This is a genomic window from Pyxidicoccus sp. MSG2, assembly GCF_026626705.1.
In the GTDB taxonomy this organism is placed as follows: domain Bacteria; phylum Myxococcota; class Myxococcia; order Myxococcales; family Myxococcaceae; genus Myxococcus.
The window spans coordinates 8,696,924-8,716,185 of the sequence record NZ_JAPNKC010000001.1 but is presented as its reverse complement, the minus strand read 5'-3'; the positions used below and the strand labels follow the sequence as shown (position 1 = coordinate 8,716,185).

Here is a 19,262-nt window from a genome sequence, read left to right as displayed (position 1 = left end):
CAGTAAGTTGCGCGTCCGACCGCCCCTGCCGGAGCCCCGTTTCCCATGTCCCACCCTGCCCCGTCCCACCCCCGGACGTTCCACTCCCGGTGGAAGCCGGTCCGCCCCGCGTGTCCCGGGGGCCGGTCATGAAGGCGCCGGCGAAGGCTCCGGCGGTGGGGGCGGTGGAGGCGGGACTGCTGGGGCAACTGGCCCCGGCGGTGACGGCGACGGTGCGCTGGCTGCCAGGGGGCGGGGCGCTGCGGGTTCTGGAGGGGGGCCAGGGCCCCACGGTGGTGCTGCTACACGGGCGAGGCGGGGCCGCGTCCACCTGGTTCGTCTACCTGACGGCACTGGCCCGGGGACACCGGGTGCTGGCGGTGGACCTTCCCGGTTTTGGGATGTCCTCGGCGACAGAGGGGGCGCTGGACTCCGCGGAGGACGGGGTGCGCTTCTTCACCGAGCCGGTGGAGGAATTGTTGCTCCAGTTGGGGACGGGGCCGGTGGCGGTGGTGGGCCACTCGCTGGGCGGGCTGGTGGGGCTGGAGTTGGCGCTTCGCGGCCGGGTGCCGGTGGAGCGGCTGGCCCTGGTGGATGCGATGGGGCTGGGGCCGGAGATGCTGCGCAAGGCGCGCCTGTTCTTCCGGGCCGGGCCGGAGCGCTTGGCGCGCTCGCTGGGGCCGTGGGCCTGGTCCCGGCTGATGCCGCCGCCTCCCACGCCGCTGGGCGAGCGGCTGGGAGCGCTGGATTATGAATTGCTCGCGGTGCCGGAAGGCCGGGACGCGGGGGCGCGGGCGTTCAACACGCTGGTGCCGCTGACGGGGCCCGTGTTCCACCGACGGGAGCGACTGGGTGAGGTGAAGGCGCCGGTGCTGCTCGTATGGGGTGAGAAGGAGGATGTGCTGCCTCCGTCGCTCGCGGAGGAGGCGGCGCGGCGGCTTCCGAAGGCGAGGCTGTTGCGCGTGGACGCGGGGCACAGTCCCCACCAGGAGCACCCCGAGCGCGTGCTCCCGGAGCTGAAGGCGTTCCTGGATGAGGGGCTGCCCGCTCGCGAGTCGTAGCGGCGTCAGTCGTCCCGACGCGGCACGAGCGGCTGGAAGCAGGACACGGCCTCGGACGTCTCGGCGCGGACGACGTCCTCGCGGTCGAAGGTGTCCGCCAGCGTCACCGACGGCGTGCACAGCAGCACCTGGAACCGGGAGGACGCCGCGCGAGCGGACCGGGCGCGGTCCCAGAGGGCGTTCGCGGGCAGGTCCGGGGACGGCTCCTCCAGGAACAGGAACGAGCCCTCCGCCTCGGTGAAGTCCTCGGCGGACTGGACGCGGAAGCCTCGCAGGAACTGGCGGACGTTCCACAGCGTCTCGCTGACGACGAAGCCCAGCCACTCGCCCTCCTCATCACCGGAGCTGCCGGGAGCCCTGGGCTCGGGCTTCCGGGCCGCGTACGTGGGGAACATCGACTCCTCCCGGGGGGCATCCTTCGCCGGGTCGGTGAGGCACCATGACACCCCCGCCAGGAGGTGCAGCTCCTCTCGGGTGATACGCCAGATGCCATCCGCCGAGCACTGGAGCTCCACTCCGTACTGGTCGAAGTGCACCCCCAGCTCCACCCGCACGGAGCCCCGGGTGCTCACGCGGTTCCGCGACAGGTGCTGTTGAAGCCGACCCTCGGCCAGCTCCCGCAGCAGCTCGAAGAGCGCGACGAGGTCCCGCGTGGCGGTGCCCTCTGCATCCAGCACGACCTCCAGCGCTCTCGGGCACAGCACCACGTCGCGCAGCGAGCGGAACCCATCGACTTCCAGCCGCGTGAGCCGGGTCAGCATGGCGCGGAGCCTACGCCACCGCGCTACTTGTCGACCCGCTCCCTGACATCGAACCGGCCCGCCGTCACCTGATGACGCTCCACCGTCAGCGTGTCGGCCTTCAGCACGCCGCGCACCTCCAGGCTGTAGTCGTTGTAGTAGGCCTCGACGGCGCGGGCCCGGAGGTCTCCTCCAATCACCACGGGCCCCTCCGTGTAGAGGGTGTCACACTCGAAGTCGCCGCCCACGAACAACCGGCGCCCCTGGCGGTTCGCGGCACTCCCCTTCACCGTCAGCCTGCCCGTCACCATCAGCGAGCCCACGTTCAGCTTGCCGTCCACCTCCAGGTCGCCGTGGTGCACGGAGACGTTCTTGGAGACCTTCTTCACCTTCTTGGGCTTGGGTTCACGCGTCGACACCTGCCGGATGAGGTCGATGCAGGCGAAGACGAGGTGGGGCCGCATGGCGCCGTGCTCCTCGATGCTCTCGTAGAGCTGGTCGATGGTGACCGAGTGCTCCTCCACGAAGACGCTGTCCATGAACGCCCGGAGCGCCTCCCACTCACGGGGCTCCAGCGCCCCCGGCGCGGGGCCGGCCAGGTAGCGGGTGACACGCTCCTCGGAGAGCTCCTTCAGCTTCTTCGGAGGCGGTGGCCGCTCCGACTTCGTCTTCTTCAAGAGCTCGACCAGCAGGGGGACGACGTTCTTGCTGTGACGCGAGCTGCGCGCCGCAAACAGGACGGACCTGCCGCCCGGTGTCTTCCCGCGCGGGTCCAGCCCTTGTTCGATGAGGAACCGGACCACCCGGTCGGCTCCGAACTCCGCCGCCCGGTGCAGCGGGGTGTCGTAGCCCACCTCCTCGCGGATGTCGGCGCCGTGCTCCATCAGGAGTTGAATCAGCTCGACGTTGTTCTGGGTCACTGCGACGGCCAGGGGCGTGTGGCCATTGATGGTCTTGAAGTCGAGGCTCACGCCCTCGGCGAGGAGCCGCCGGATGCTGTCGAGCACCGCGGCGTTGCTGTCCTGGGCCTTGCGCAGGACCGCCAGGTACTCGGCCTCCGGCAGTTCCACCCGGTTGTAGGTCTCGATGTAGTGGAGGTCGTTGATCTTCCGGATGAGGTTCGTCAGCTCGTTCTGCTGCTCCGTCATCCCCGGGAGTGTAGACCGGGAGAAATCCAGTCACGCGTGCGAAGGACGCAGGTGCTTCCCATCAGGACGCAGCCCCGGCCATCCACCACCGCTCCATGCACCCAACCTCCTGGATTGCCTGGAGGCCTGGTCTGGCCGAAAAGCTGGTGCGGCACGTGCAGAAGGGGCCCGGCATCGTGGACGACCCCCGCCCCCGCGGATGGGTCGGCTCCACGCAGGAGTCCCACACATGTGCACAGACTTCCTCATCACCGCCACGGACAAGAGCGCGGTGAATGGCCGCAGCATGGAGTTCGGCCTCGACCTCCAATCCATGCTCCTGGTCCGCGCGCCCGGTGCGAAGTTCCAATCCCTCTCACCCACGGGCCTGAATGGGCTGTCGTGGACGGTGAAGTACGGGTACGTCGGCCTCACCGCGTACTCCGACTTCCCCATGGTGGTGGATGGCCTGAACACGCACGGCCTGTCGATTGGCTGCCTCTGGCTGCCCGGCTCCACCTACCAGACGGTGACGAACACCTCCCGCGCCCTGGCCCTGGAGGACTTCGCCGGGTGGGTGCTCGGCAATTTCAAGGACGTGGACGAGGTGCGGCTCGCCCTCACCACCGGACAGGCGGAGGTCTGGGAAGGCACCTGGCTCACCAAGATGCTGCCGCTGCACTTCCCCATCCACGATGCGCGCGGCCAGAGCCTCGTCGTGGAGTTCATCGACGGGAAGGCGAACATCTACTCCAACCCCGTGGCCGTCCTCACCAACGACCCTCCCTTCCCGCAGCAACTGGAGAATCTCGGTGGCTACTCCAACCTGTCGCCGTGGGACGCCAGGCCCGTGGAAATGGGCGGCAAGTCCTTCGCGCCCTCGGGACATGGCAGCGGCCTGCGCGGCATCCCCGGTGACTCGACGCCGCCCGCGCGCTTCGTGCGCGCCGCCTACCTCAAGCAGTTCGCCCAGCCTCCCGCCAACGCGGCGGAAGCGTGCAACCTGGCGTTCCACATCCTCAACGACGTCGACATCCCGCAGGGCACCAGCCGCTCGCTCAGCCTGAAGACGGGCAAGGAGGAGGCTGACTACACGCAGTGGGCCGTGGTGAAGGACCTCACCCACACCGTCCTCAACGTGCGCATGTACGGCAACATGCTCGTGTACTCCGTCGACCTGAGGACGCTCGACTTCGGCAAGGCCGCTGGGAAGACGTTCGCCGTGCCGACGAGCCCCACCTCCATCGACCTCACCGCGAAGCTGTCGGCCTGATTTGACGGGGGCTCCCCCCGTGGAGGCGGGGAGCCCTCGGACTGCCGGGCATACATCCGTCCGCTCCTCAGCACTTTTCCAGGCTCTGTTACTTTGAGGTCACAACAAGCGCCGGGCCGGCCTACCATGTGGGCAGCCCCCCATGCGCATCCTCCTCGCGAATCATCATCTCGATCAGCGCGCAGGCTCCGAGCTGTATTGCCTGGAACTGGCGACCGCGCTGACCCGGGCCGGCCATCAGGTGGCCCTCTTCACCTTCCGTCCCGGAGCCATCTCCGAGGAGTTCCGCCGCCGGGACGTCCGCGTGTTCTCGGTGACGGATGACGCGGCCATCGAGGCCTTCGACCCGGAGGTGCTCCATGTCCACCACGCGCCCTGCCTCTACTTCCTGGGCGCGCTCCGACTGCGTGCCCCCGTGGTGTTCTCCTCGCTGGGCGTGCTGCCCGCCCTGGAAGGGGCGCCCATCGTCTGGGCCGGAGTGGCCCACGCGCTCGCCGTCTCCGAGGAGGTGCGCGAGGCCCTGACGCCCACGCCCTTCGGCGCGGCGGTGCCCGTTTCGCTGTGCCGCAACTGGTTCGACGACACCGGCCTGGAGAAGCCCGCTGCCGCACGGGCGCGCCCGGCGCGGCGCATCGCGGTGGTGACCAACCACCTGGACCCGCGGCTGAAGGAAGACCTGGACGCGGTGTGCCGGGCGCGCCCGGAAGTGTCGTGGACGCACCTGGGCCTGCCCCATCACTCCACGGAGATAACGCCGGAGCTGCTGCGGGACTTCGACCGGGTGGTGAGCATCGGGCGCACGCCGCTGCTCGCGGCGGCCCTCCAGATTCCGTGCCTGCTCTACGACGTCCACGGCTGCGACGGCCTGCTGTCCGTCGAGCACTTCGACGCCCAGGCCCGCGTCAACTTCTCCGGCCGCCACACGCGCGCGCGTCCCTCACGCGAGGAGCTGGGCCACCTCCTCTTCGAGGAGGCAGAGCGCCTGGACGTCGCGGCCGTCGCGGACCGCCTCTGGAGCGAACACCGGCTGAGCGGGCGCGCCCAGGAGCTGGTCTCGCTGTACGAGCAGGCCCGGGCGGGAGGGACGTCACTGGGCGACACCACCCGGGCCGCCTACGGTCGCACCGGGCGGGCGTACGCGGATGCGGTGGACCCTCGCCACCCCGCGCATGTGGCCTATCTGGAGCAGCAGGCCGCGGCGGCGCAGGAGCTCGCGCAAGCGCGCCAGGCCCACATCACCGGCGTGGAGCAGCGGGCCGCGGCGGCGGAGGAGCTCGCCCAGGCGCGCCTGGCCCACATCTCCGGCGTGGAGCAACGGGCCGCGGCGGCGCAGGAGCTCGCCCAGGCGCGCCAGGCCCACATCACCGGCGTGGAGCAGCGCAACGCCAGCCTGAGCTCCGCCCTGGAAGCAGAGACCGCCACCGCCGTGCGTCTTCGCGGAGAGCTGGCGCAGGCCCAGGCACGAATCGAACAGCAGGCCACCGCGCTGGACCAGGCGCGGGCGCGAATCGAGCAGCAGGGCGCGGAGCTGGAGCAGCTCCGGTCCGCCCTGGCGCGGATGGAGGCCCACGTCTCCTGGCGCATCTTCACCGCGCTGCGCACCGCGAAGGAGCGGGTGGTTCCGCCCGGCACCCGGCGGCTGGCGCTCTACAACCAGGTGCGCCAGAGGCTTCACGTGGCAGTGACGGGAGAGGCACCGAACCCGAGCGACTCCTCCGGGTAGACAGACCCGCTCCGGTGTTTCACGGCTCCGTGAGCGTCAGCCGCGCGCGCCCACCGGGTCGAAGCGGGCATAGGCCCGCACCAGCGCCTCCACGTGCTCGGGCCGCTCCAGCTCCAGCGGCGTGTCGGTGAGCTTCACCACCCACGCGCCGGAGTCCGTACGGGTGCTCCGCGCCAGCCACTCGCCGTCCCGGGAGGCGTCGGGAAAGCCGAGCCGCAGCGCCGTCTCCGGGGACCAGTAGTTCAGCCACCCGAGCTGCAGCGGCGTCTCCGGGCCCGGGAGCAGCTCGGTGCGGTTGCCCAGCCGGGGCAGCGCCTTCAGGGCCGGGAGCCGCGCCCTCGGGTCCAGGGAGGCCGGCAGGCGTACGTTCGCCGAGAACAGCACCGGCAGCAGCGTGCCCAGGGCCGCCAGCGGTGTGAAGGCCAGGTGCCAGGCTCGCAGCGTGTCTCCACACCGCGCCACGAGTTGCCCCACGCGCCCGTCGGTGAGCACCTCGTCCCGGGAGAGCCACACCGTCACCGTCTCCTGCTCCGCGCCGTCTCGGGTCCTCGAGCGCAGCCCGGGGCTCGTGGAGACATTGACGGGGTATTGCCCCGGCCCACTGAACACCTGGAGCAGCGTCCCGCTCCGGAGGCAGTCCGCCACCCAGGCGTCGCGGTCGGAGATTCGCACCTGCCGGTACCGGCTCTCATCGTGCGCGGGCCGGGACGCCGCCGGCCCGCCTTCTTCCGTCTGCTCGACGCGCCAGCTCAGCTCCGTGCCCGGGAAGAAGTCCTCCAGCGCGCGCAGCACCCCGGACATGCGTCCGTCATCCGGGGTCAGCGGCGGCACGATGAAGTCCAACTTCACGGGATTGAGGCGCATGCGCGTCGGTCCCGGTCACGGTTGCAGGCAGATGCCGGGCTGCACCGCCATCACGTCATACGCGGTGGGGCTGATCATCGCCGCGAAGATGGGGTCGCCCGCCCCGAAGGCCATCATGTAGCCGCAGCGGTGGGCCAGCTGCAGGTCCGCCTGGAGCTGGGCATTCGTCTCGGCGACCCAGCGGGGCAGGAGCACCGTCTGGCAGAAGCTCGTGGTGCAGTTGGCGAGGTTGTACGTCTTGACCTCCCACAGCACCGCGTTGTCCGTCACCGCGTCGAAGTTGCGCCCGTCCACGTGGGCGTCCATGCCGGGATGGTCATTGGGCCCGATGAGGTCCGCGCACAGGTCGTGCACCGGGTCTCCGCCCAGGTGGGGCACCGGCTTCACGGTGCAGCACGGGTTGCGCGTCGCCGCGTAGGCATTGCCGGAGAACATCAGCGAGCCTCCCGCGACGGCCAGGAAGACGGAGGCCGCCTGCGGCGCGAGCACCCCTCCCGACTGGACGGCGATGTAGATGAGGGCCGCCATGATGGCGATGAGCAGCAGCGCCAGGAACAGGTCCACCAGCCAGCTCGGCACCCGCACCGGCTGCGGCTCCTCCTGGCAGTTGCTCTGCCTGCCGCCGTTGAGCCCACCCTCGATGAGGTAGGCGGCGGCCCCCGTCTGGGGGTCCTGGACGATGTAGCCGGTGACGCCGCGCGGGTCTCGCTGGGGAATCGTGACGCGCTTGCCCGCGGCGACGCCGTTGACGATGTCCTGGCGGACGTCTTCGGAGACGCTCAACAGCGGCAGGACGGTGTCCACGTTGCTGGAGTCGATGCGGTAGATGGGGATGTCGTCCGCCGCGGCGTCCACCAGCACCTGCGCCGTCGACTGGCCCGTGCCCTGGAAGCGGCGGAAGAGCTGCTCGAACACGGAGCCCTCCAGGTACGAGCCCTGGAGCCCCGCCTGCGACATGAAGTCGACCTGCTGCTTCGCGGAGTCCGCGGTGACGCCGACGGTGACGCGCTGCACGTCCATGACGTACGACGCGAAGGTGCCGCTGCGCGGCAGCCCGAACCAGTACCGGACCTCCATCGGCGTGGCGAACAGGCCGGCCGACGGCAGGCGCTGCGTGTGCACGCGGTGCGTCGCCGCGGCGACTCCGTCGAACAAATCGTGCTGGTACCAGAACGTGAGCGCCGCCTCGTGCAGGTTCTCCGCCACCGAGTCGGACGGCATGGACGCGAAGCGGTCCTCGAGCACCTTCCGGGTGATGCCGTTGCCGTTGACGCCGAACACCACCTCACTGCCCGCGACGACCTCGTACGCGTCGGGCGGTGACGAGCGGCCCGGCTCCTGGAGCGACAGCTCCCACACCTGCTGCGTTCCCATCATCACCGGGCTGCCCTGCGCCACCACCACCCCGTCCACCTGCACCTCGGGGACGACGCGGATGAGGTACACGGGCAGAGACGACGCCCCCTGGCTGACGTAGCTCTGGATGAGCTGGGCGTCGCCGGGCGTGGCGGGCCGGTAGTGGACGCCGAGCCGCCGGCTGTTCAGCTCCGGCAGGCTGATGGACCAGCTCAACTCCGGCGATTCATACGCGCGGTCGAGCTGCGTCGCGTAGAGCGTGAGGCTGACGGAGTGGCGAAGGCCCGGTGGCAGCGCGCTCGGCGAGGCGCCCCGCGCGATGAGCTGGTACGGCAGGCTGCCGGCCAGGAGCGTCGACTCGTCCGCCACCACCTTCACGGAGCCGAGGACATCCTCCGGGGTGAGCTGCGCCATCCGGTCCCCCAGCTTGTCCTGCGTCTCCGCCAGGGCGTCCTCCAGCGTCTTCCGGACGTAGCCGGGGTACAGGCCCGTGACGCCGCCCTGGGGCGACGTCCGGGCAGCCTCCGCCATGCCGCGCGTGAGCTGGCCGTAGTCGATGGATACCTCGTGCGCCAGGTCCATGGGCGCGGTGACCGCGTGCTGCTTGAACGACGCATCCAGCGGCACCCAGGTGTCGCCCTGCTTGTGGATGGCGCCGCGCGAGGGCTCGAAGTCCACGTACGCCTCCACCCAGACGTGCTCCACCTGGAGGTGGGTGATGCGATTGCCCTGGACGAGGGCGGCGTTGGGGATGCCTCCCTGGCCCATCAGGTCCTGCGCGGCCTGAGGAGAGGACACTCCGCCCACCCAGTTCATCGCCTGCGCCGCCGGCACCCGCACGGTGCCGTACACGTAGCGCGCGGGGATGTCGGAGGCCCGCAGCAGCGCGATGAGCAGGCTCGCCGTGTCGAACGCGTTGCCCTGCCGCGATGCCAGCGTCATCGCGGAGCCCTGCACCGAGCCATGCGTCGGCAGGAAGCGGATGTTGTTGCGCACCCAGTTGTAGATGCGGACCGGGTGGTGGCCCAGCGAGTCCGCCAGGTCCCGGATGGGCTGCGTGAGCTGCACGTCCTCCGTGGCCGACAGGTCCGCGGGCGTGGGCGGCGCCAGGGCGCTGGCATCTCCCGTGGAGCGCGCGGCCGCGTCCGGCGAGGACTTCGTCTTCGGGAACAGGCGGGCCTGCAGGTCCTTCGCGGAGGACAGCGGCTCACGCGTGCGGCCGTCGGTGGCGCGGAATGGCAGCCGGCTCGGGTCCAGGGGAATGCGCGCGGGCCGCTCCCGCGTCTTCGCGAGCAGCTTCCGGGCCTCCTCGTTCGCGAGCCCGCGCTTCGCCTCGTCCCCGGCGCGCCCCACGACGTCGAGCCGGGCCTGGAGGTCCGCCATGCGGGAGCGGTATTGAGTCACGGCGCTCTGGTGACGCCGCAGGAACTCGGGACCCAGGCCCAGCGCCCTCACGTTCCGTTCGACGCGCGCGAAGTCGGCCGTCGCCTCCCGGTCCAACGCTCCCAGCTTCTCGCGCAGCACCGCCAGCTCCGCCCCCTGCGTCGCGGACTTCGCCTTGTCGGCCAGGGTGCCTTCGAGGGCCGCCAGCGTCAGCGCCAGCTTCTCCTCGCTGTTCAGGGGCCGCGGTGGCGCCGGGCGGCTGGCCGGCATGGGCAGTGCGCGCGTCTCGGCCGCCGCCGCCATGGGCCTCAGTGACAGGCAGACCATGGCCCCCGTGAGCAGAAGCGAGAGGACCTGCATCGAACGCCCTGTCAGGCGGACGGGCCCCTCGAAAACCTCGTGTCTCCACCTGCGCGCGAACATCTCCAGCCCCCCTCATCTACTGTCCGGAATGAGACGGGGCGGGATAAGACAGGGGTTCGTCGCGAGCCGTCAACGCCGCGAAAGATTTTTTAAACGCGCGTTGGCGCTGGGGGTTCTCCGGGCATTCACGACACACGGGCCCGTTGCCGCGGGCCCCTGGAGCCCCCATGAAGACCGTCCGCGCCGCGGCTGCCCTGCTGTTCGCCTCGCTCACCCTGTCCACGCTCGCCCATGCCGGGGAACACGTGCCATCCGGAGGCCCTGGCTCCGTGCTCGATACGCCGTCGCATGGACACCGGCTCGATGTGGGCGGCAGCTTCGGCTTCAACAACGCCGGGGGACTGGGCTCCTTCACCGGCTTCGGGCTGGCGGCCGACCTGCGGCTGGTGGACTTCCTCTCCGTGGGCGCCGGCGCGGGCAGAGGGCTGTGGGGCTATCGCTTCACCGCGCACTCGCGCGTGTACCCGCTCGGTGTCTCGCGCTCCTTCTTCCTGCAGGGCGCGCTCGCGCACAACCTGGGGCACAAGAGCTGGCTCGACGAGGAGGATGACGTGGGCGTGCGCGTCATCCGCTCGGCCGCCACCACCGCCAACGCCTCGCTGGGCTACCGCATGGACATGGGCGTTCGCGGGTGGCTGGCGTTCGAGGCGGGCTGGGCCTTCCGCCTGGACCCCGCGCGCTACCACACCAGCGGCGAGCGCGAGCTGACCGACACCGAGAAGCAGGTGCTGCGCTTCTCCCGGCCCGGAGGCGTGGTGCTGGGCATCTCCGGCGGCTTTTCCGTTCTCTAGGAGGTTCCAGTAGTGTGCGCGGGCCTCGCCATGACGGATTCTCCCCGTGACTCCCACAAGGTGGTCCCCTTCCCCGGGGACACCCGGCGACGGCTCGAGTCGCGCACGGATGAGGAGCTGATGCTCCTGTCCGCCGCGGGCTCCGAGGAGGCCTTCGAGCAGCTCGTGCGCCGGCACCACCCACGGCTGGCGCGCTACTGCGGCAAGTCCGTAGGCAGCGCCGCCGAGGGCGACGAGCTGGCGCAGGAGACGCTGGTGCGGGTGTGGGAGGCGCGCCACGACTACCAGCCCCGCGCGCCCTTCGTCGTCTTCATGCTCACCCTGGCCCGGAACCTGTGCCGCAACCGCGCGCGGGACTCGGGCCGGAGGGAGCGCTGGCTGACGGAGGCGCCCGAGGCCCGACTGGAGGCGGAGTCCTCATCGGCGGCTCCGGACGTGATGGACCGGTTGCTGGAGCGCGAGCAGCAGCGGCGCGTGCGCGAGGCGATGCTGGAGCTGCCGGAGAAGTTCCGCGAGGTGCTGCTGCTGCGGTTCGACCAGGAGCTCGACTACGCGGAGATTTCCCGCATCGTCGGGCGCAATGAGGCCACCGTGCGCTCGCGCGTGTTCCATGGATTGAAGAAGCTCCGCGGTAGGGTGTCTGGAGGTCGTCCGTGAAGTCGGCATGCCCCGAGCCGTCGGCCTGGTCGCAGCTCGTCGACCGGCAGCTCTCCGAGGAACAGGCAGAGTCACTCCGCGCCCATGCCCGGGGCTGCGCGCGCTGCCAGGCCGAGCTGCGAGACATTGAGGCGCTCGTCGCGAGAATCGCCGCGCCGCTGGAGCCGGCCGCGCCCACGGAGGAGGCGGTGGCGCGGGTGATGCGCCGGGTGCGTGAAGGCCCCGCCGAGCGGCGGGCGCGCTCCCGCTGGGGCCGGCCCTGGGCGGCAGGGGCCGCGGCCGCCGCGCTCGCCGCGGGGCTCGCGGTGCTCGTCCTGCGTCCCACGTCGGTCCAGCCACCCGGCGAGGAGACGTGGACCTCGCGCGGTGGACCGGTGGCGGCCTCGCTGGCCCGGAGCGTGGGCATCACCTTCCACACGCCGGGCACAGGCACCGCGCCCCTCGCACCCGGAGCGGAGGTGCCCGCGGAGTCGGGCTTCGGAGTGCGCTACCGCAACCTGGAGATGCGAGAGCCGGTGTACCTGCTGGCCTTCGCCCAGGACGCGCGCGGCGAGGTGCACTGGCTCTACCCGGCCCACCTGCGCGAGGACGCGAACGAGCCGTCGGTGCGGCTGGCGGCGTCGGCGGAGACGCGGGCGCTGGACGAGGTCGTCGTGCTGGAGGGGCCGGCCCCCGGGCCGCTGCGGCTCGTGTCCGTCGTCACCCGCGCGCCGCTGGGCGTGAAGGACATCGAGTCGCTCGCACCGGAGGGACGCACGCCCGAGGCGCTGCGGCGGCGGTGGCCGGAGGCCGCGGTGGAGGCCGTATCCGTCGTCCTGGCGGGGCCGGGGGCGACGCCTTGACGTCCCTGCTGCCGCTCCTCATCGCGCTCACGCTGTCCGCCACCGCCGTGGAGGAGGCCCCGGCCTCGCCGCCGGCGGTGTTCGCGCTGGTGGTGTCCAACAACCACAGCTATGCGCCCGGCCGGGCGACGCTGCAGTATGCGGACGACGACGGGGCGAAGTACCACGAGGTCTTCTCCATGCTGTCGGAGCCCGGGGGCACGGTGCTGCTCACCGAGCTGGACTCGGACACCCGCCGGCTGTTCCCGTCGCTCGTGCCGGTGGCGCGCGCGCCCACCTTCGCGAACGTGACGGAGGCGGCCCGGACACTGGCCGCGCGCATCGCCGAGGCGAAGCACGCCGGGCGCGAGGTGGACTTCTACTTCGTCTTCGCCGGCCACGGCGACGTGGACAAGGGGCGCGGCTTCCTGGAGCTGGGCGACCGCCCCTTCGACTCGGAAGACCTGCAGGCGCTGCTGCGTCAGGTGGACGCGACGCGCGCGCACGTGCTCCTGGACAGCTGCAACTCCTTCTTCGTGGTGAGCCCGCGCAAGGCGGGTGGTCGGCGCTACGCCACGCCGACGGACATGACGCAGCATCTGGCGGAGCGGCTGCCCGCGGTGGGCGTGCTGCTGTCCACCAGCGCCGAAGCCGAAGTGTACGAGTGGTCCGAGCTGCAGTCCGGCGTCTTCAGCCACGTGGTGCGCGCGGGGCTGATGGGGGCCGCGGATGCGGACGCGGACGGGCGCGTCACCTACGCGGAGCTGGAGGCCTTCGCGAGCATCGCCGCCCAGGAGATTCCCAACCCGCTATTCCGGCCGCGCCTGTTCGCGCTCGGCCCGGGACGCAGCTCCCAGGCCACGCTGGTGGACCTGCGGGCGGTGCGCGCGGCGGTGACGCTGAAGGTGGACGCTCCGCCCTCGGTGCGCCTCACGCTGCGCGATGCCCAGGGCCTGCGCTGGGCGGACCTGAACAAGGAGGCCGGTGTCCCGCTGGCGCTGCGGCTGCCCTCCGGGGTGGCGCGAGGCATGGAGGTGGAGCGCCTGGACGCACCCGACGCCGAGCGCGTCTGGTCCCTGGGAGACCTCGCGCCCGACACCTCGGTGGAGCTGGCGGGCTTCACCACCCCGGCGCCCGTGCCTCCGGCCGCGCGCGGCGTGCAGGACCAGCTCCGACAGCTCTTCGCAACGCCCTTCGGCCCCCGGGCGCTGGCCGCGTTCGAGCAGGCCCGGCGCTCTGAGCACCCGCCCGTGTACGGCATCTCGTTGGCGGACCGCGAGCGCATGCGGCAGATGGTGGAGACCTTCAGCGCGGTGGAGCGCGACCGGCGCCGCACGCAGACCATCCTCTTCGGAGCGACCCTGGTGTCGTCGGTGGGCGCCAGCACGGTCCTGCTGGCGAATGGGGACTACGCCTTGCGCATCCAGGGCCTCGGCACCCTGGGCTTGAGCCTGTTCTTCAATGGCACGGACTTCGTCCAGCAGCTCCGGCAGGAGGACCCCAAGACCCTCCTGGAGGAGTTCAACGCGTCGGAAGCAGACCCGGCGGCGGACCCGGGCCGGACCATCGCGCGCGTGGACTACCGCCTCAACCGCTTCCTCGCGCAGGAGCGGAGGATCCGTCGCCAGTTGGCGACGCTCGGCTGGATCTACCTGGGGTCGGCCGCGGTATCGCTGATCCTCGCCGAGAGGCAGCGTGTGGAGGGAGGTGACCGGCAGGAGGTGGTGAACGGGGAGACCTCGGCGCTGCTCTCGGCGGTGGGAGGCACGGCGTACCTGCTGCGCGCCTGGTACACGGAGAGCGCCACCGAGCACCTGGTGCGGCAGTGGCGCACGGACTCGGACCTGCGGCGCCTGCCACGAGTGTCCGTGGTGCCGGCCCGCGGCGGCGCGGTGCTCGCGGTGGGTGGAGACTTCTGAAGCCCGCGCCGACAGTCCCCGCTCAGTAGGGGCTGGCCGTGGGCCGGACGATGATTTCGCTGACGTCGACGTCGTCGGGCTGCTCCACGGCGAACGCGATGGCCCGGGCGATGGCGGCGGCGGAAATCGCAATCCGCCGGAACTCCTTCATCCCCTGCCGGGCCAGCGGGTCGGTGATGCTCTCGGCGAGCTCCGACTCCGTGACACCGCCGCGGTGAAGCAGCCCCTCAGCAGCAACCTCCGGCCAGGCAGCCCGACTCCGCGCTGACCGGCTCCGATTCCGGCACTGCGCGCGGTGCGGCCGCCCGCCTGCCCCCCGTCGGGCGAGGCTCCGTCGCGCCAGCACCACGGCCGCTCGACGCGTCGTCGTCGCGCTCGACAGTGGTCAGATAACCCTCCAACATCAACAGGCCCTTGTAGATGCTCATGTGCTGCCTCCCCAGGCGTTTCGTTGAACTGTCCTCAAGGTACGGACATGCTCCCCGGGGGAAAAGCGATGATTTTGCAACCCTGCTTTGAACTTTCCTCAAGGTGCTGACCGCGATGTCCCGCCCGTCCTTGTACGCCCTGCAGGGCTTCGTGAGTGCCGCCCGCCACGGCAACCTGTCGCGCGCGGCGAAGTCGCTGCACCTCACCGTCAGCGCGCTGAGCCACCAGATTCGCGGCCTGGAGGAGCAGCTCGACCAGCGCCTCTTCGTGCGCAACGCGCGCGGCGTCGAACTGACCGCCGACGGCCGGCGGCTCTTCGAGCGCGTCGCCGAGCACCTCGATGCGATTGAACACGCCATGCGGCCCTACCGCGCACGGCGCGATGACGTGCTGACGCTCACGCTGCTGCCCTCGCTCGCGACGAGCTGGCTCGTGCCGCGCCTGCCGCGCTTCGTCGCCCTCCATCCGCGGCTCGAAATCAACCTGCAGTCGAGCGTGGAGGTCGTGGACTTCGAGAAGGAGACGGACATCGACGCCGGACTGCGCTTCGGCCGTGGGCCCTGGCCGGGGCTGCGCACCGTGCACCTGTTCGACGACTGGGTCACCCCGTCGGCGAGCCCGGCACTCATCGAGCGGCTGGGACGCCCCACCCTGCGGACCCTGGAGCGCTTTCCGCTGCTGGGCTCCGCCGCCACCTGGAGCCCGTGGTTCGAGCGCTTCGGTGGCACCTCGCCCCGTCGCTTCGTCGCCAACTTCGACGACACGGAGACGCTCAACCGCGCCGCGGTGGAGGGGCTCGGCATCGCCCTGGGCCGGCTGACGCTGATTCGCCCGCTGGTGAAGGCGGGGATGCTCGTGCCGCTCTTCACCGAGTGCCTGAAGACAGACCGCGCGCACCACCTCGTGTATCCGCAGCGCTCGGACGACCACGCGGGGCTCGCCGCGTTCCGGGAGTGGCTGCTCGACGAGGCCCGCAGCTACTCCGCACAGGACGCTGCCTCCCCTCCGCCAGTGGAGGCCCCGGCTCCCTCGGGGAAGCCTGGAACCCGCCGGAAGCGGGCCCACGGGTAGCCCTGAGGCGCCGTGGGCCCCGCGACGGGCGGAGAACACCCGCCCGTTGCGTCACTCAGTTCGTCATCGTGTAGGAGTCACCAGCGGAGACCGTCACGTCGACGCCCTTCTCCGGCACCTCGATGCGGTACTGCCCCCGGTAGACATAGAACGTGCGGTTGCCCGACTGCTGCACCGCGTTCGTCGCGGCCCAGAACCCCGCGCCCAGGTTGCTCGTGCTGTTGCGCCACCAGGTGATGGAGCCCACCTGGTCCGAAATCTCCAGGTAGTACTTCCCGGGCTTCATGGACGCGAAGCTCATCATCACGTCTGAGTTGTCGACCACGTTCTTGAAGGTCTGCCGCGCCAGCTGCTTCCAGCCAGCGCCGCTGTCCCGGTAGAGCGTGGCCGTGAAGCCGGACGTGGTCGTGACATACGTCCCGATGCGCATCGACACCCGGTCGAACGGCTGGGTCGTCGTGAAGACCTGTCCGAGCGAGCCCGTCATCGAATCGGCGACATCCGTCGAGCTCTCGCCGACGAGCGGCGTCTGCCAGGCGTCCACCGCGCGGAAGGCGAAGTCACCGGTCAGCAGCGTCCCGCCGCTCGCGGCGGAACCGAAGAGGGTGGAGCCCGGGTCCCTCCACCAGGCCAGCGCACTGGAAGCGTCCCGCACGGACAGCCGGTACTGGAACCCTCCCGCGGCCTGGGACGGAACGCCCATGTAGACCCACGTATTGTCCTGCACGCCCGTGAGCCTGCGCGTGGCGACGGGGACCCAGTTGAACCCTCCATTGCCGGACTTCTCGAGCGAGAGGGTGAAGCTCACCCCGTCCACGCCATAGGTGCCGACCAGGACCCCGACCTCGTTGAACGCTTCCGCCGGCAGGAAGGTCTGCGTCAGCACCGAGCTCCCCACGTCCGTCGTACTGGTGGCGGTCTCCTGGTTGGAGATGAAGCGGCCACGACTCACCCGGATGGTGCGCTGAGCCCCCAGGTAATCCACGCCCGAGGTCGACGCGAAGACGAGGGACGACGGCAGCTCCGGAGCAACGCGCAGCCCCTGGAGGTTCGCGCCTACCCCCATGAAGCCATGGAGCAGCGGCAGGACCGACAGCCCGGACTCCGGGAACGGTCCGTTGGTGGCCACCTCTCCGTGGCGCTCGTGGAAGTCATTCTCGTAGCGCCCGGTGCCGTTGCACCAGACCCATTCCGGGAAGCAGTAGGTCAGTCGCGCGGTATCTCGGGACATCTGCGTCAACATGGCCTGGTAGCGCGCGAAGGCTTCATCCGCGTGCCGGTAACGCAGCCGCCCCATGACGTCGTAGTAGGCCAGCCACAGCATCGTGCCTCCGTCCCCGATACCCGCGCCGTACGGCAACGGCCCGCTGATGTTCGAAGGGTTGGACCACTCATCCCAGTCCGCGGCGGGCACGGGCGAGGTGTTGGTCCGGGGAGCGAAGACGTTCTGATAGGTGGAGGTGCTGCCCACGCGAACGCCGCCGACCGTCGCCGTCACCGGTCCGTCCAGCCACTCGATGATGCTGTCGGCCTCGCTCACGCTGGCAAGCCCCCGGGTCAGCGCCATCAGGTTGACGTGCGTGTATCCGGCATCGTGCAGGGCGCCATTCACATCCCGCCAGCCCGCGTAGCGCGTGCCCGTCCAGAACGCATCGTGGAAATGGGCCCGGAAGCTCGCGGCACGGGTGCGATAGGAACTGGCCTTGCTGGTGTTTCCCGCGGCCTCTTCCAGGTCTCCCATGGAGAGCAGCGCCGTGTAGAACGAGGCGTTGACCCAGGTGTCCTTGTGGCCGGAGCGAATCTGGTCCAGGTACGTGCTGGGCCGGCCGCTGGAGGTCCCCGTGTTGGCGTTCCCGGGTATCACCGCTACGCCCGTCGACCCGCCCATCACCCCCAGCAGGTACTCGTCCATGACGACCTCGGCACGAGGCAGCATCTCCTGCAGAAAGGCCGTGTCGCGAGTCCAGACATACAGCAGATGGATGCCATTGATGTACGCAGGCACCTGGTCGAAGTGGAAGGAGCCTTCCGTCCCGTGTGCGGCGAAGCACCGGGGGTAGTCTGCCTGCGAGCAGGTGTCCGGCCAGCGCTCGTTGATCGCCCAGGACCAGACAAAGCCTCGCTCCCGGGCCCCCGAGGTCAAGGTGCCATTGGCCTCGGTCGTCACCCCATTCACCCTGGAGCCACGAAGGAACCCGGCCACCGCGGTACGGCCGCCGTTGATGTTGGTCCAGGAGAGCTTGAGGGCATCCCACTCGTTCCAGGCGGTATTCCCGCCATAGGACATATTGTTGCGGTCCGGAGGAAGTCCCCCGCCCAGGTCGTACCCCTGCCCGTAGATGTTCCAGAACTCATTGGCGGGAAGCGTGGTGGAGCGAGACGAAGTCAGGAATGGATCCACCGCCAGCGCCGTGGCTGGCGCGGCCAATCCCACACACAGGAAAAGAAGCACAGCTCGTTTCAAAGTCATCCTCGATGCGAAGCCCCGTTGGAATGAGGCCTTCGAGGTCCTCTCACACCCACCCTTCACGCACCAGACTCTCCGCGCAATCGACAATCGACTCGATGGTTCCGCCCCGGGTCGACTACGAATTGACCGGGCTGGGGCGCGAGGTGCTGACGCCCCTCGACGCCATGGCGCGGTGGGCCCTGTCACGGCGCGAGCAGGTGGAGGCCGCGCGAAAGGCCTACGACAAGCGCACCCGCTGAGGGCCCGCTTCAGCGTCGGTTTTGAATCGAAGTCACAGGTGCTGGTCCCCAGAGAGGGTTGCAGGCCGGCTCCCTCCGCGACACCTATGGGGGCATGAACCTCCAGCTCGAAAACAAGCTTGCCCTCGTCACCGCCTCCACCGGCGGCATCGGTCGGGAAATCGCCACTGCCCTCGCCCGTGAGGGCGCCACGGTCATCATCAACGGCCGCACCCTGGCCAGCGTGGAGGGCGCCATCGCCGACATCCGCGCCCGCGTGCCGGGGGCGAAGCTCGAGAAGCTGGCGGCCGACAACGGCACCGCCGAGGGCACCGCCGAGACTGTCCGCAAGTTCCCCGCGGTGGACATCCTCATCAACAACCTGGGCATCTACGAGGCGGTGGGCTTCTTCGACGAGACGGACGAGGCCTGGCAGCGCCTGTTCGAGGTCAACATCCTGAGCGGGGTGCGCCTCGCCCGTCATTACCTCAAGGGCATGCTGGCGAAGAAGACTGGCCGCGTGCTGTTCATCGCCAGTGAGGCGGCCATCAGCCCCTCGCCCGAGATGGCCCACTACAGCGCGACGAAGACGATGCAGCTCTCCCTGTCGCGCAGCCTCGCGGAGCTGACCAAGGGGACGGCCGTCACCGTCAACACCGTCATGCCAGGCTCGACGCGGACCGAAGGCGTCGCGAAGCTGGTGCAGGACATCTTCCCCGGGCTGCCGCTCGCGGAGGCGGAGAGGCGCTTCATGAGGGAGAACCGCCCCACCTCGCTGATTGAGCGCCTCATCGACCCGAAGGAGGTGGCGGACTTCGTCACCTACGTGAGCAGCCCGCTCGCCTCGGCCATCAACGGGGCCGCGCTGCGCATCGACGGCGGCCTCGTGCGCAGCGTGTTCTGAAGCACGGGCCAGGGAAGACAGCGCCTCCCCTGGCCCGCGATGTCTTCAGGCTG

Annotated in this window: 17 protein-coding genes; 10 read left to right on the top strand and 7 right to left on the bottom strand. The window is 70.4% G+C overall.

Features of this window, described 5'->3' with window-relative positions; genetic code table 11:
* The first annotated feature begins 128 nt into the window (after positions 1 to 128).
* A complete protein-coding gene (locus OV427_RS34105) occupies positions 129 to 1,040 on the top strand; it encodes an alpha/beta fold hydrolase (protein ID WP_267860392.1) in 912 nt (303 codons plus the stop codon).
* Positions 1,041 to 1,045: 5 nt separating this feature from the next.
* Here OV427_RS34105 and OV427_RS34100 read toward each other — a convergent pair whose 3' ends face one another.
* Positions 1,046 to 1,801: a hypothetical protein gene (locus OV427_RS34100; protein WP_267860391.1), complete on the bottom strand. Its 756-nt coding sequence runs from the start codon at positions 1,799 to 1,801 to the stop codon at positions 1,046 to 1,048.
* Between the two features lie 23 nt (positions 1,802 to 1,824).
* A complete protein-coding gene (locus OV427_RS34095; RefSeq protein WP_267860390.1) occupies positions 1,825 to 2,928 on the bottom strand; it encodes an ankyrin repeat domain-containing protein in 1,104 nt (367 codons plus the stop codon).
* 229 nt (positions 2,929 to 3,157) lie between these two features.
* On the opposite strand from OV427_RS34095, the gene OV427_RS34090 reads away from it, so the two are divergent.
* Together OV427_RS34090 and OV427_RS34085 are read left to right on the top strand one after the other, a co-directional pair.
* Positions 3,158 to 4,180 (top strand): linear amide C-N hydrolase, encoded by a 1,023-nt coding sequence (locus OV427_RS34090; protein ID WP_267860389.1) that lies wholly within the window; start codon positions 3,158 to 3,160, stop codon positions 4,178 to 4,180.
* 142 nt (positions 4,181 to 4,322) lie between these two features.
* Positions 4,323 to 5,903, top strand: a complete 1,581-nt coding sequence (locus tag OV427_RS34085; RefSeq protein WP_267860388.1) for a glycosyltransferase family 4 protein — start codon at positions 4,323 to 4,325, stop codon at positions 5,901 to 5,903.
* Positions 5,904 to 5,939: 36 nt separating this feature from the next.
* Here OV427_RS34085 and OV427_RS34080 read toward each other — a convergent pair whose 3' ends face one another.
* Together OV427_RS34080 and OV427_RS34075 are read right to left on the bottom strand one after the other, a co-directional pair.
* A complete protein-coding gene (locus OV427_RS34080; protein ID WP_267860387.1) occupies positions 5,940 to 6,767 on the bottom strand; it encodes a DUF5953 family protein in 828 nt (275 codons plus the stop codon).
* Positions 6,768 to 6,782: 15 nt separating this feature from the next.
* On the bottom strand, positions 6,783 to 9,866 hold the full coding sequence (locus OV427_RS34075; RefSeq protein WP_267860386.1) for a DUF6310 domain-containing protein: 3,084 nt from the start codon (positions 9,864 to 9,866) through the stop codon (positions 6,783 to 6,785).
* Positions 9,867 to 10,096: 230 nt separating this feature from the next.
* On the opposite strand from OV427_RS34075, the gene OV427_RS34070 reads away from it, so the two are divergent.
* Genes OV427_RS34070 through OV427_RS34055 form a run of 4 tightly spaced genes read left to right on the top strand, consistent with a single transcriptional unit; the run spans position 10,097 to position 14,117 of the window.
* The gene (locus OV427_RS34070) at positions 10,097 to 10,720 is read left to right on the top strand and encodes a hypothetical protein (RefSeq protein WP_267860385.1); all 624 of its coding nucleotides are present in this window, start codon (positions 10,097 to 10,099) and stop codon (positions 10,718 to 10,720) included.
* A gap of 30 nt (positions 10,721 to 10,750) precedes the next feature.
* Complete coding sequence (locus OV427_RS34065; protein WP_267860384.1) at positions 10,751 to 11,377, top strand: RNA polymerase sigma factor; 627 nt, start codon at positions 10,751 to 10,753, stop codon at positions 11,375 to 11,377.
* Positions 11,374 to 12,219 (top strand): anti-sigma factor family protein, encoded by an 846-nt coding sequence (locus OV427_RS34060; RefSeq protein WP_267860383.1) that lies wholly within the window; start codon positions 11,374 to 11,376, stop codon positions 12,217 to 12,219. Before OV427_RS34065 ends, OV427_RS34060 begins: the two co-directional genes overlap by 4 nt.
* Entirely contained in the window at positions 12,216 to 14,117 is a 1,902-nt protein-coding gene (locus OV427_RS34055; protein WP_267860382.1) for a hypothetical protein, read from the top strand. The genes OV427_RS34060 and OV427_RS34055 overlap by 4 nt, the downstream gene beginning before the upstream one ends.
* Positions 14,118 to 14,139: 22 nt before the next feature.
* Here the strand turns inward: OV427_RS34055 and OV427_RS34050 are convergent, their stop codons facing one another.
* Positions 14,140 to 14,268 carry a hypothetical protein gene (locus tag OV427_RS34050; RefSeq protein ID WP_324290018.1) on the bottom strand — a complete coding sequence of 43 codons (129 nt, stop codon included), beginning with the start codon at positions 14,266 to 14,268 and terminating at the stop codon, positions 14,140 to 14,142.
* Positions 14,269 to 14,344: 76 nt separating this feature from the next.
* Positions 14,345 to 14,545: a hypothetical protein gene (locus OV427_RS34045; RefSeq protein ID WP_267863604.1), complete on the bottom strand. Its 201-nt coding sequence runs from the start codon at positions 14,543 to 14,545 to the stop codon at positions 14,345 to 14,347.
* A gap of 115 nt (positions 14,546 to 14,660) precedes the next feature.
* Between OV427_RS34045 and OV427_RS34040 the strand changes: the two genes are divergently transcribed.
* Positions 14,661 to 15,617, top strand: a complete 957-nt coding sequence (locus OV427_RS34040) for a LysR substrate-binding domain-containing protein (protein ID WP_267860381.1) — start codon at positions 14,661 to 14,663, stop codon at positions 15,615 to 15,617.
* Positions 15,618 to 15,672: 55 nt separating this feature from the next.
* On the opposite strand, the gene OV427_RS34035 is transcribed toward OV427_RS34040, so the two are convergent.
* Positions 15,673 to 18,045, bottom strand: coding sequence for a hypothetical protein (locus OV427_RS34035; protein WP_267860380.1), 2,373 nt, complete (start codon positions 18,043 to 18,045; stop codon positions 15,673 to 15,675).
* Positions 18,046 to 18,182: 137 nt separating this feature from the next.
* On the opposite strand from OV427_RS34035, the gene OV427_RS34030 reads away from it, so the two are divergent.
* Both OV427_RS34030 and OV427_RS34025 read left to right on the top strand, forming a co-directional pair.
* On the top strand, positions 18,183 to 18,326 hold the full coding sequence (locus OV427_RS34030) for a winged helix-turn-helix transcriptional regulator (RefSeq protein WP_267860379.1): 144 nt from the start codon (positions 18,183 to 18,185) through the stop codon (positions 18,324 to 18,326).
* A gap of 94 nt (positions 18,327 to 18,420) precedes the next feature.
* Positions 18,421 to 19,209 (top strand): SDR family NAD(P)-dependent oxidoreductase, encoded by a 789-nt coding sequence (locus tag OV427_RS34025; RefSeq protein WP_267860378.1) that lies wholly within the window; start codon positions 18,421 to 18,423, stop codon positions 19,207 to 19,209.
* The last annotated feature ends 53 nt before the right edge of the window (positions 19,210 to 19,262 follow it).